The organism is Streptomyces sp. NPDC050535, from assembly GCF_044457665.1.
Taxonomy (GTDB): Bacteria; Actinomycetota; Actinomycetes; order Streptomycetales; family Streptomycetaceae; genus Streptomyces.
In genome coordinates this window covers 203,278-216,041 of record NZ_JBITHE010000012.1, presented here as the reverse complement: position 1 = coordinate 216,041, position 12,764 = coordinate 203,278, and the positions used below count along the sequence as shown (strand labels likewise).

Below are 12,764 nucleotides of genomic sequence, written 5' to 3'. Positions count from 1 at the left end.
TATTCCGCTACCCTGGATGGAATGACATCACCCCACCCTGCCCTCGACGAGGGTCCCGCCCAGTCCCTCTCCGAGACCCTCTCCCAGTCCCTCGTCCGTGAACGCGCGTACCACGGCACCTGCCGCGCGGCCCTCGCCGCCATGGTCGCCGGGGCCGAGGAACAGGTCTTCACCGGCGAGGACGTCTCCGCCTCCGGTGCCGACGCCGAGGTGCTCGGGTACCGCCTGCGCAGCCACGCCAAGGAAATGCGCGAGCTGCCCGAAGGCCCGCTGTTCTTCGGCAGGCTGGACTTCGAAAGCGCGGGTGAGACGGCCGACGGGGTGTCGGGCGGCGCGGCAGGCGAGCACGCCGGGCAGAGCTACCACATCGGGCGGCTGCGGATCACCGAACACCCCTCCGCCCCGCCCCTGGTCGTCGACTGGCGCGCCCCCGTCTCGCGCGCCTTCTACCAGGCCAGCGCCCGCGCACCGCAGGGCGTCGCCGTCCGGCGGCGGTTCGGCTGGGCGCCGGGAAGCCTGGGGGAGTCCGCGGACCTCACGGGCCTGGAGGACGAACACCTCACGCAGGCCCATCCCCACCCCCAGCGGCCGAGCCGTATCCTCGCCGGCGAGATCGAGCGCCCCCGCGTCGGCCCCATGCGCGACATCGCCGCGACCATCCAGCCGGAACAGGACGATCTCGTACGAGGTGATCTCGCGGCCTCGGTCTGTGTGCAGGGCGCCCCGGGCACCGGCAAGACGGCCGTCGGGCTGCACCGGGCCGCGTACCTCCTCTACACCTACCCGCAGCGCATCCGCCGCGGCGGCCTGCTGATCCTCGGCCCCAACCGCACCTTCCTGTCGTACATCTCCGAGGTCCTGCCCGCGCTCGGCGAGACCGGCGTACGGCAGTCGACCGTCGGGGAGGAGATCGCCCGCCATCCCGTCACGGGGGCGGACGACGAGCGCGCCGCCGTCGTCAAACACGACGCGCGGATGGCCGAGGTGCTCCGCCGGGCCCTGTACGGGGGGATCGGCGGGCCCGTCGACTCCCTTGCCGTGCCGGACGGTTCGTACCACTGGCGGGTCCCGGCCGGCGTGCTCCGCCGCATCGTGGACGGCGTACGCGCCGAGGAACCCCCGTACGCCGTCGGGCGCGAACGCGTGCGGACGCGGGTGGTGGGGTGCCTGCTGGAGCAGGCGGAACGGCGCGCCGGGCCGCCGCCGAACGCCTGGGTGCGGAAGATCTCGCGGGCCAGGCCCGTCAGCGCGTACGTCGACGCGGTGTGGCCCAAGGTGCTGCCCGAGGAGGTTCTCGCCCGACTCCTCACCGACGCCGACGCGTTGGAGGCGGCGGCGGAAGGGATCCTGGACGCGGACGAGCGCAAGGCGGTCCTGTGGGCGAAGCCGCCGCGCTCCCACAAGTCGGCACGCTGGTCGGCCGCCGACCTCGTCCTTCTCGACGAACTCGCCGGACTCATCGAACACCCCGAGGGGTACGGCCACTTGGTGATCGACGAGGCCCAGGACCTGTCGCCGATGGAGTGCCGGGCGATCGCGCGACGGGCGTCGTTCGGGTCCCTGACGGTGCTCGGCGACCTCGCGCAGGGCACGACTCCGTGGGCGGCCCGGAGCTGGGCCGAACTCCTGGCACACCTGGGCAAGCCGGCGGCCGAGGTCGTCCCGCTGACCATCGGCTTCCGGGTTCCGGCGGCCGTCGTCGAACTCGCCAACCGGCTGCTGGCGCGCCTCGACGTGGGACTGCCTCCCGCCCGGTCACTCAGGGCGGACGGGCAGTTGAACGTGCGGCACGTGTCCGACGTACTCGCCGCGACGGTCGACGCGGTGCGCGGAGCACTGACGCACGAGGGCTCGATCGGCGTCATCGCCGCCGACGCCGAGGTCGCGGATGTGCGGGAGGCGCTCCGCGCCGCGGGCGTCGAGACCGCCGGACCCGACGAACTGGGCGCGAGGGTGACGGTGTTGCCCGCCACCCTCGCCAAGGGACTCGAGTACGACCATGTCGTCGCCGTCGAACCCGCGGCCGTCGCGGAGGCGGAGGTGCGCGGGGCGAACCGCCTGTACGTGGTGCTGACTCGGGCGGTGTCGCGGCTGGACGTGGTCCACACCCGGCCCCTGCCGTGGTGACCGTGGTGAGCTACCAGCCCGGGTCGCCCACGGGGGTCAGGAGCGGGATCAACTGCTCCTCCTCGTAGGTCAGATGGGCTTCGAGCCCGGCGGTGAGACGCTCCACCTGGGCGAGTGCGAGGCCGGGTTCCACCTGCTCGTCAGCGAGTACCTCGCGTAGTTGTCCGAGCAGTTCGGCGATCCGCTCGTGCTCCTGGCGCAGGCGGTCGAAGGCCGGCGCGAGTCCGGGGTGGCGGCCGGCGAGGAGCGGGAAGATGCCGAGCTCCTCGCCGGTGTGGTGGTTGTGCAGGCCCTGGCAGAGGGTGAGGCAGTTGACGCGGAGCTGGGCGCCAAGGGCGGCACCCGACTTCTTGAACTCCTCGCGGATGAGCACGAGTTCGCGCCGGAAGGCGTCGTGGACCACCTTCAGGCCCTCGGCCATGGAGGTCGCGTTCACGTTCGGCGGCCCGTCCTGCTCGATGCCGTCGAGGGCCACGACGGGGATCAACCGGTCCGTCTTCGCCTGGTACTCGGCCCATCCCGGGTCCGACTCCACCGCGCGGGCGAACACGCGGTCCCGTTCGGCGCGTTCGAGGACGACGGCCTCCGCGTCGTACGTGAAGACCCCGTCCTCGACCCGCACCCGGGGGTGCGCGACCAGGTTGCGGTACCAGTCCGGGTGCTCGTGCGCGCCACCTGCCGAGGCGATGACGAGGACCCGCTCGCCCCCGTCGGGGTAGAAGCCGACGGGGGTCGTGTGCGGGGTTCCGGTGCGGGCGCCGGTGGTGGTGAGCAGGAGCAGCCGGGCTCCCTCGAAATAACCACCGACCTTTCCGTGGTTGGCCCGGAATTCTTCGATGACCTGTTGGTTGAAAGGGTTGGGCATTCGCTGCTTTCTTTTGTTTTTGGGCAGGAGAAATCCCGCGAGGTGTAAATGGGCGCACGAAGACACGCGGACGCGTGGAATCTCGAACGGAGGGTGCGCGAATTCCCGGGCGTGAAGCACACGGGAGAGAGCCGCTGAGGGCGCGCGGGTAGAAGACGCCGTACGAGGACGCCGTACGCAGGTGTCGTGCAAAGGCGTCATACGACGATGTCGTACGCGGTGTTGGCGGGCGGGGCTCTACCCCGCCCCGGCCTCACTCGGAGGCCGGGTGCCCAACTCGTTCACGGCACAAGGCCGACCCGGCAGTCATAGGCGCAACCGTAATGCCTGTGCGGGCGGAGAAGCAATGCCCAATTGTTTCTCCGATTCGATCCCGACTGATCCTGGATGATTCGGCTGGGGTGTCTCCACGCCTGGCATGTCGGTCACGCTGTGCCGGATGTCCCGGGGCGCTCGGCGAGCGGAATCCGTGCCCTCGTAGGGTGCCTGGCCGTGACAGTCTCTCCAGTTGAGGCGCCGCTGTGGCGCGACCGGCAGTTCGTCCTGCTCGCCTGTGCGCGGGTCATCTCCGTGCTGGGCAACGGCTTCGCGCGGGTGGCGCTCGCGTTCGCGGTGCTCGCGCTGCCGGGGGCCGGTGCCGGTCGGTTGTCGCTCGTGCTGGCCTGCCAGGCGTTGCCGCAGCTGGTGTTCATCCTGGCGGGCGGCGTGATCGCGGACCGGATGTCCCGGTCGGGACTGATGGTCCTGGCGGACGTCATGGGGGCCGGGGCGTACACAGGGCTGGCCGTCATGGTGCTGACCGGCCACGCACCGCTGGTGGCGATGTGCCTGCTGGCGGTGGCGGCCGGATCGGCGACGGCCCTGTTCGCCCCCGCGTCGGACGGTCTCGTACCGCTGATCGTGCCGGTGGACCGCTTGCAGCGGGCCAACGGGCTGCTGCGGGTGGGCACCAACAGCTCGATGCTGCTGGGTCTGGCGCTGTCCGGGGTGACCGTGGCGCTGGTGGGCGCGGGCTGGGCGCTCGTACTCAACGCGGCTTCCTTCGTCGTCAGCGCGGTGCTGACGGCCCGGCTGCGGGTGGCCGCGCGGCCCCGTAGGAAAGCGTCGGGTTGGGCCGAACTGCGTGAGGGCTGGCAGGAGTTCGCCTCCCGGCAGTGGCTGTGGGTGGTGGTCGCCCAGTACTCGGTCGTGATCGCCGCGGTCAACGCCAACGTCGGGGTCCTTGGCCCGCTGACGGCCGAGCAGCACCTCGGCGGTGCGCGGGCGTGGTCGGTCATCATGGCGGCACAGGCCGTGGGCACCATCGCCGGTGCGGGACTTGCCTCCCGCGTGCGGGTGAAGCACCCCGTCCGGGTGGCAGTCCTCTGCACCTTTCCGGCCGCCGTGCCGATCGCCCTGCTCGGCGCCGAAGCCCCGGTGTGGCTGATCGCCGCGGCCATGTTCGGTGCCGGTGTCGCGGGAGACGTCTTCGGCGTGCTCTGGGCCACCACGATCCAACAGGAGATCCCGGAACGGCTCCTGTCCCGCGTCAGCTCCTACGACTGGTTCGGCTCCCTGGCCCTGGCCCCGCTCGGCCTACTCCTCGCCGGCCCCATAGCCGCCACCCTGGGCACCCGCAGAACCCTGGCCGGCTGCGCGTCCCTGCTCACCCTGGCCACCATGGCTGCCCTGCTCTCACCACAGGTGCGCTCGTTGCGCGCCACCGCCTGACGATTCAGGGCTGATCACTTCTGGTGTTTCACGACTGACTTCTCGCGACTGACCTCCGGTTCGGCGCGGGCGAAGTCGTACGCCGCCCAGTCGGTGAGCGTGCGATAGCCGAGGCGTTGGTAGAGGGCGTTGCTGGTGGGGTTGGCCAAGTCTGCGAACAGGACGACCTCCCTCGCGCCCGCGGTCAGCGCGGCCCGACTCACCTCCGCGGTCACAGCGCCCGCGTAGCCGTGACCGCGGAGGTGGGCCGGGGTGTAGACGATGTCGACCTGGACCTGGCCGCCGATCATCGGGTTCATGCCCGCGATGGAGACGGGAGTGCCGTGCGGGGTCTCCCAGAGCGTGTAGCGCTTGTCGGCGTAGCGCGTGCCAGCCCATGAGTCGGCGTCTACGGTGACGACTTCCCCGACGGCCTTGGCGAACTCGCCGCACCAGAAAATGACTTGCTCATGGTCCTGCTCGCCCAGGACACGACTCCGGCCTGCCGGCATCGGCTCCGGTGGGGTGAGTGTGCCGAGGCGGTACAGGCGTAGCCGCGTGTCGCGGAGTCTCGGCGTCGCGCCGGTGTGCCGCTGCCAGGCTTCGGCGAAAACGGTGGCGGTGCCGTGGTCCGCGCTGACGGAGGGAAGGGAGTGCCGGAGGGCAGCCAGGTGGGCGGCGAGGGCGTCGGCCTGCTCGGGCGTGAGCGGGGTGAGGCCCAGACCGCTGGGCGGGAGGCGGTAGAAGGTGGCGTGGACCTCGCCCTCTCGGTACAGCATGCCGAAGACGGGGGCTCCGGTGCCGAACGAGTCCGCCCCACGTGCTCGCAGTCTCGCGGTCCACGTCAGCGGCATGACGTGCAGGCCGGGCCGCGAGCGCAGGAAGTCTCCGGCTCGGGCGAGAAAGTCGTCGACGTCTTCGGTGAGGTACCAGCCATCCGGGCGCATGCTCGATGATCCCCCACGCCGTACCCGCGACCAGCGGGTTTCCGCCAGGGCGGGATCGCCGCGCTTTCCGGCCGTCGGGTCGGGCTTCCGCGCGGCGAACGCGGCGATCGGCCTCGCAGGGAAGGGAGGGCGATGATCGGCCTCGCCGCCCCTCGGCGTGCCCCTGCGACAGGAGTTGGAGCGGGCTGAACCCGTCGACATCGCCTGCCGCAGCGGTGTGGACGTCGGACCGGACGCGCGGCCGTGAAAGGTCCGTCGTCCGGTCAGCGCGCGGCCTGGAAGGCCCGGCCGGCCTCGGTGGTCGTCGTGCCGTTCGTGAAGAGACCGCTGTTCGGCTTGGACGGGTCGGAGCCGAGCCCGAACCAGGCGTAGCGCTGGACGTAGGGAAGGGAGTCGAGCGCCTTCGTCGACGCGGTGACGAACGCGGCCTGTTCGGCGGGGGAGGGGAAGCGGGTTCCGTTGGAGAAGTCGATCAGGGCGTACTCGGTGAGCCAGATCGGCTTGTTGTACCGCTGGTGGACGGCCTCGATGTAGGACGTCAACTGCTCGACGGCCTGCGGCGTGCGGAAGTCTCCTCCGTACCAGTGGAGGGTGATGAAGTCCACGCGGTAGCCCTTGTCCGCGGCGCCGGACATGAAACGGTCCAGCCAGCCTCCGCTGACGTCCGCTCCCGTCGCCACCGCCGGGCTGCCCAGGATCTTCCCGGCCTCCATGAGCCGCGGCCACAGCCCCAGTGCCTGCTCGACCGACATGTTCGACTGCTCGGCGAAGTCGGGTTCGTTGAACCCGAGCAGGTAGGGGCCCTGCGCCCGGGCCTCGGCGAGAGCGGCGTCGGTGACGGAGGACGCTCCCCAGATCATCGGTACGAAGGTCGCCGACCCAGGTGTCGTCACCCCTGAATGCTGGGTGGCCCAGGTGTAGTACCAGCTAGCCCCGGACGAGGCGAGCGCCTGGCTCACTCCGTCGAAGGACCACACGCCCACGCCCTTCTTGGCGGAGGAGGCGATCTCCACCGGGGCCGCGGCCACGGCGGTCCGCGTCGGCGTGGGAGCCGGTTTCGCCTTGTGCGTGGGGGACTTGGTGGGGGAAGGGGACTGGACGACCGAGGGGGAAGGGCTCGGGGACGGGGCGAGCGCCGGAGCGGAACTGACGGCGGGCAGCGCCTTGTTCGCGGCCGGGACCGTGGAATCCGGTGTCAGACGGACCCCCACCAGCGCGGACACCGCCAGCAGAGCCACCGCCGCACCGCCGAGGACCGCCTTGGGGACGGTACGAGTCGATCCCGTACTGCCGCCCCGGCGCCCCGGACGCCGGTGACCGCCCCGCCGGTCGCGAGCGGCGCTTTCCGAACGCCCTTGATCCGAGGGGTTGTTGCCGAGGTCGGGGGACGCCGTCCCGTCTCCGGTGACGGCGGCGAGCATCCGGGCCGGATCGAGGCTGGGTGGAACGACCAGCAGGGGCAGGCCGTGCAGCAGCCGTTCCATGGGGAGCAGTCCCTGCTCCACGCCGGTGCAGACCGGGCAGTCGCGGATGTGACGCGCGAACCGCTTGCGCCACAGCGGGCCCGGAACGTTGTCCCACGTCGAGGCGGTCGCCTCCAGACCGGTGCAGCGCGGGACTGCTCCCAGGCCGCGGACCACCAGACGCGAGGTCTCTATCTGGTTCTTCATACGCCCGAGCCGCACGGCGGCGTGACTGGTCGACAGCCCGAGCGCGGACGCGAGTTCGGTGTGCTCCAGCTCGCCGGTCTCCTTCAGCCACCACAGGGACAGGAGTTCCTGGTCGTCCGGGTCGAGCCAGCGGGTGGCCTCGGCGATCTCACGGCGCTGCTCGGTCAGTCCGAGGCGCAGGATGGTCAGCCCGGCGAAGTCCAGGGCCGGGTCGGCTATGGTCTCGGCGTCCTCCAGCCGCGTACTGCGGTCGCGGGCCGTCGCCCTGCCGTGTTCACGAGTCCGAACCTGCCTGATCGTGATGGCGACCAGCCAGGACCGGAACGCGGACGGATCCCGCAGCTCCGGCAGTCCTCGCACCATGCGCAACAGCGTCTCCTGTACGACGTCGTCGACATCGGCGTGACCGTTCAGGGCCCTGCCGACGATGTTGTAGACCAGCGGCAGGCACTGAGCCACCAGATGATCCAGGGCCTGTCGGTCGCCGGCGCGTGCCGCCGTCACCGTCCCGGTGTCCGGTTCACTCCGGCGGATCTTCGGCATGTGGGTCCATTCCTCTGCGTGTGAGTGCAGCTGTGGCAGGGTCCCCGGCCCGCGCTCCGGACCGTGAGGACGCTCCCTATGAACGGAGACCTGCCGACGAGGGCGCCGGCAACACAAATTACGGCAGAGAATCCGAGATTTGTGTTGCCGGGCTGCCCTCGACGCGGTCACCGATACGTGCGAACACACCCGAGGAGCACGAGGAAGGCACAAGAATGGCACGAGGACGCAGTCGACACGCCGCGGGATCCCGGCGAGTCCGGTGGTGGTACGCCGGGGCGGCGGCCCTCGCGACGGCCGTGACAGTCCTGATCGCGTACGGCGTGTGGTCACCGTCTGGGACGAACGGCGCCCCCGCGTCGGACCGGGACGTCGCCGCCGCGCCGCCCACGGCCGCAGTGTCCCCATCGCGTACCCCGAGTGCCTCGGCCTCCCCGTCGGTGTCGCCCCGCCGCAGCGCCTCTCCCTCCGCCAGGGCGAGCGCGTCCCCAAGGACCGGAGACAGGGAGACGGCGGCACCGGACAGAGCCGCGAGCACGCCGTCCACCGCACCGGCCGGGAAACGCCTGATCACGATGGTCAACCGCACCGACAAGACGGTCTGGGCGATCGCCACCGACACTCCGGCCTATCCCGAGGGCCGCCGACTGGAGCCGGGCCGGAGTACGTCGGTGACCGTGGCCGACAACTGGGGCGGACGCATCTGGGGAAGGACGGGCTGCGCCTCCACGGCGGCGGGATTCTGCGCCACCGGGGACTGCACCAGTGTCTGCGACGGCCCCAACCCGCCCACCACCCTGGGTGAGTTCTCCTTCGACGCGTACGCCGGCATGGACTTCTACGACGTGAGCATGGTCGACGGCTCGAACCTGCCCATGTACATCAACATCTCCCACACCACGACCACCGACCCGGTCAGTCCCGACGGCTGCTACCGGGGCGTCTGCACCACGGAGGTCGACTGTCCCCGCCAGATGCGGGCGGTCTCGGGCGGCCGGATCGTGGGCTGCGAACCGCCGTGCGCGGCGTTCGGCGGCCCCACGTACTGCTGCCTCGAGGAGTGGGCGGGCCGGGAGAACTGCGTCCCCGCCAAGTGGCCCGTCGACTACACCCAGGTCTTCAAGAAGGCCGCGCCGTACGCCTATTCGTACGCCTTCGACGACGGGGCGACGATGCCCTGCAAGGGCTCCTGCTACTACCGGGTCACCTTCGGCGTCACCGGCTAAGGGCTGTCCCGCAATCCCCGCTGGTCCGGTGCTTCCAGCGGTACGTGTCCTGTCTCAGGTAAGTCCGGGCATGCCGGCTTGGGGCATGTGCCGAGGCCAAGGCGCTGCGCGACGAGCTCGCCTCGATGTTGCCGTTCGTGCCGATCGTCTCCCTGTTGATCGAGCTGCTCCCCTCCTCCCCTCCGGCCCCTCTCACTTTCCGACGGTCAGCGGGTCCCGTTCACGGCGAGAGCGCCCGAGCCGGCCGAAGCCGACCCGGGCGTCCAGCCAACACACATGTACAGACGTCTACTTGACGGTCCGGTAGGCCCGGTGGATCGTCTGCTTCAGGGTGTTGCCGGCCGCGTCCGTGAGCGTCACGCGCAGAGAGACCGCGCCCGCTGTCGCCGGGTGGCGCAGGTCGAGGCGCTTGCCGTCGACCGTTTTCGCCGGGTGCCAGGTCCGGCCGTCGTCGTACGAGACGGAGAAGGCCAACTTGCGGGCGGTGCGCGCGGTGGCCGCGCCCTCGACCGTGAACGGGACGGAGAAACGCGTACCCGCCTTGGCCGTGCTCTCCGTGGACAGCCGGGGCGTGAAGCGGACCACCGACAGCGGCAGCCGCTGCCCGACACCGGTGACGTGCGCGGAGGTGAAGGTCCACTCGGCGGTGATCCGGGTGCTGACCGGGGACAGCGTGGTGGGGCGGGAGACGTCCGTGGTGAGGCGGAACGTGCGCTTGGCGGCGGGGAGTTCGTACGAGCCGCCGTCCAAGGGCGTGTTCACGGAGACGAGTCGCGTGCCGTCCGCGTACAGAGTGCTCCTGGCCCTGCTGTAGCGGGAGTCGCCCACATGGCCGGCGCCGTCGGAGAACAGGGGGAGGTAGACCAGGAAGGTGTCGCCGATACGGACCGCGCCGGGACGGTCGTCGCCGTCCGTCAGCGAGCCGGTGAGGTGCGGGCCGAAGACGCCGGTGTTGAAGCGCTCGGTGTACTGCTTGCCCGCGCTGTACGAACGGGGCTGCGCCGTCCACTGGCCGGCGTCCCACACCGGTTCGCCCTCCGCGTCCTTGCCGCCCTCCTGCGAGACGGCGTACCGCCACTTCACGCCCGGCAGGACGTAGTCGGTGAAGCTGCCCGGCAGGGAGCGCGTCTCCTGGTAGAAGTCGACCCACGAGCCGCCCGGCAGCAACGGCGCGGCGACGAGCGACGCCGACTTGCCCTTGGCGGGCGTACCGACAGGGATCGTGACCTTGGCGAACCGCGCGCGCTTCAGGTTCGCGGTGAAGCCCGACAGATCGCCGGTACGGTTCCAGACCGGCCGGTAGCTCGTACTGCCGTGCCTCCAGGTGCCGTTGTACTGCGCGACCGCCTCGCCCGCCGGAAGCCTGGCGCCGAACTGCCCGACGCGCAGGTTGTCGAAGCTGCCCATGTACGTCGAGTGGCTCTGGTTCCCGTCGATGTCGAACCCGTAGTTGAAGGTGCCGTCGGTGTGCTTCGCCCTGCTGTCCGGCACGGTGATCCGGATCGGCTTGGCCTTGCGGGCGTCCATGACGAGGGTGGTGTCACGGGTGAGCGAGAACTTCGGGTTGAGGAGAAGGGCCAGCTCCCCGGAGCGGTCTTCGGGGTTCGCGCCCGTGTCGATACGGCCTTCGAGGCTGTAACGCCCCTTGGGCAGCCGTACGGTGAACTCGCCGTCCGTGTCGTCCGAGTAGTCCTGCCAGATCTGGTTGTCCAGGCCCTGCACCCCGGTCTCGGAACGGACGGCGGGCTTGCCCTTCAGGTCGAGGTGCTTGACCGTCAGGTCGTACGACTCGACCTCGCGGTGTACGCCGATGCCGGTCCGTACGGTCGTACCCGCGCCGTCCGTCGCGGTGAGCGCGCCGCCGAAGGAGCCGTCGGCCGTGCCCGCGCCGCCGTCGGCGGTGACCTGGGCGGTCGCCATACCGCCTGCCGGGACGGTGAGCTGCTTCGGCGAAACCTCGAACATGCCCTCGGCGGCGGGCTTTCCGTCCTCGCCGTACGCCTCGGTGGTCAGGTCGAGGGTGCGGGGGCGGTCGCCGTCGTTGCGGTAGGTGACCGTCTTCGTGGACGGCTGGTCGTCGGTGTGCGGCCACTGCTGGGCGGGGAAGCCGAGGGTGGCGGGGCTGGTGGTGAGCTGCTGGTCGAGGGCGCGGGGGAGGTCGGTACGGCCCGTGCCCTGCGCGAACGCCGAGACACCGGCGCTGGGTTTCGCCGAGGCGGTGAGCGCGGCCTTGATGCGCTCGCCGGTCCAGTCGGGGTGGCGCTGGGCGAGGATCGCTGCGGCGCCCGCGACATGCGGGGTCGCCATCGACGTACCGCTCATCGAGACGTAGCCGTCGGCGGCCGGGTCGCCATCCATACCCTCGGCGGCCTTCGCGGCGACGATGTCGACGCCTGGGGCGGTGAGGTCGGGCTTGAGCGAACCGTCCGCCGTCGGGCCGCGGCTGGAGAACTCGGCCATCGCGTCGGTGCGGTCCACCGCGCCCACGGTGAGCGCGGCGGCGGCGCTGCCCGGCGATCCGACGGTGCCGGCGTCGGGCCCCTCGTTGCCGGCGGCGATCACGAAGAGGGCGCCGGAGGAGGCGGACAGTTCGTCCACCGCCTGTTCGAGGGGGTCGTCACCGGGGCTGTCGGGGCCGCCCAGGCTGAGGTTGATCACCTTGGCGCCCTGCGCGACGGCCCACTGCGCGCCGGCGACGAGGCCGGACTCCTGGCCGGACCCCTCGTCGTCGAGCACCTTGCCGCTGATCAGCCGGGCGCCGGGCGCGACCCCCTTGTACTTCCCCCCGGAGTGCGCGCCGGACCCCGCGACCGTGGACGCCACATGCGTGCCGTGACCCACCCGGTCGACGGTGTCCGCCGACTCGGAGAAGTTCTTCGCCGCGTCGATACGGCCCTTCAGGTCCGGGTGCGTGTCGTCGACCCCGGTGTCCAGCACGGCGACCTTGACGCCCTTGCCGTCATACCCGGCCGCCCAGGCTTCGGGGGCGCCGATCTGGGCGGTGCTCTTGTCGAGGGCCGCCTCGACCTTGCCGTCGAGCCAGATCTTCTCGACCCGGTCGGCGGCGGCCGCCCGCGCCCGCGCCGTCCCCCCGCTGCCGGTGAGCGTCTCCCACAGTTCGGCGCCCTCGGACTTACGGGCCTTCAGCGCGTCCCCGTTGACGCTGGGCAGGTCCCGGCTCACCCGGGCACCGGCGGCGGACAGCGCGCTCGGCGCGAGGGTGCGGCCCTTGGCGTACGTCACGATCAGCGGGAGGTCGGGGCGGGCCGCGTCGTCGTAGCCCCACTTCACCAGCTGCGTCACGTCGAACAGCCGCCGGTCGGCGGTGCCGTTCGCGAGGAGCCGCTCGGCGTCACGCGGGACGACGTAGGTGCGGTCGGCGTCGCGCGCTATTCGGAAGGCGGTGCCTTCCCGCCCCTTGCCGGGCCGCACACCGGTGACCTGTCCGGTGGCGTCGAGGGTGACCCGGTCGCCGGTGACGAGGGTGACGGTCCTGGCCTTGGCGAGGGCTCCTGCCGTACCGTTTCCCGGCTGCGCGGCCTGGGTTCCCGGCGCGCTGAGCAGGGTGGCGGCAAGGGCGGCGGCGGTGAACAGGGCGAGAGCCGAAGCCTCACGCGTTCGCCTCTTACGGTGATTCAAGGCATGCCTTTCTCTCCGGACTTCCGGGCACGGCGAAGCAGCCCGGCGGACGGGACAA

The 12,764-nt window shown here is 71.2% G+C and carries 7 protein-coding genes; 3 read left to right on the top strand and 4 right to left on the bottom strand.

Annotated features, from left to right (window positions below; translation table 11 throughout):
* The first annotated feature begins 21 nt into the window (after positions 1–21).
* The gene (locus tag ACIBLC_RS26140) at positions 22–2,127 is read left to right on the top strand and encodes a HelD family protein (protein WP_399213610.1); all 2,106 of its coding nucleotides are present in this window, start codon (positions 22–24) and stop codon (positions 2,125–2,127) included.
* Between the two features lie 10 nt (positions 2,128–2,137).
* Here the strand turns inward: ACIBLC_RS26140 and ACIBLC_RS26135 are convergent, their stop codons facing one another.
* Entirely contained in the window at positions 2,138–2,992 is an 855-nt protein-coding gene (locus ACIBLC_RS26135; protein ID WP_399213609.1) for a nitroreductase/quinone reductase family protein, read from the bottom strand.
* A 492-nt stretch (positions 2,993–3,484) separates the two neighbouring features.
* Here ACIBLC_RS26135 and ACIBLC_RS26130 point away from each other — a divergent pair, with 492 nt between their 5' ends.
* Positions 3,485–4,702 (top strand): MFS transporter, encoded by a 1,218-nt coding sequence (locus ACIBLC_RS26130; RefSeq protein ID WP_399213608.1) that lies wholly within the window; start codon positions 3,485–3,487, stop codon positions 4,700–4,702.
* A 14-nt stretch (positions 4,703–4,716) separates the two neighbouring features.
* On the opposite strand, the gene ACIBLC_RS26125 is transcribed toward ACIBLC_RS26130, so the two are convergent.
* Both ACIBLC_RS26125 and ACIBLC_RS26120 read right to left on the bottom strand, forming a co-directional pair.
* The gene (locus tag ACIBLC_RS26125) at positions 4,717–5,628 is read right to left on the bottom strand and encodes a GNAT family N-acetyltransferase (RefSeq protein ID WP_399213606.1); all 912 of its coding nucleotides are present in this window, start codon (positions 5,626–5,628) and stop codon (positions 4,717–4,719) included.
* 263 nt (positions 5,629–5,891) lie between these two features.
* Entirely contained in the window at positions 5,892–7,841 is a 1,950-nt protein-coding gene (locus ACIBLC_RS26120) for a sigma-70 family RNA polymerase sigma factor (RefSeq protein WP_399213605.1), read from the bottom strand.
* 575 nt (positions 7,842–8,416) lie between these two features.
* Here ACIBLC_RS26120 and ACIBLC_RS26115 point away from each other — a divergent pair.
* Positions 8,417–9,067, top strand: a complete 651-nt coding sequence (locus tag ACIBLC_RS26115) for a thaumatin family protein (RefSeq protein WP_399213604.1) — start codon at positions 8,417–8,419, stop codon at positions 9,065–9,067.
* A gap of 288 nt (positions 9,068–9,355) precedes the next feature.
* Here ACIBLC_RS26115 and ACIBLC_RS26110 read toward each other — a convergent pair whose 3' ends face one another.
* The gene (locus ACIBLC_RS26110) at positions 9,356–12,706 is read right to left on the bottom strand and encodes a S8 family peptidase (RefSeq protein WP_399213603.1); all 3,351 of its coding nucleotides are present in this window, start codon (positions 12,704–12,706) and stop codon (positions 9,356–9,358) included.
* Between the last annotated feature and the right edge of the window lie 58 nt (positions 12,707–12,764).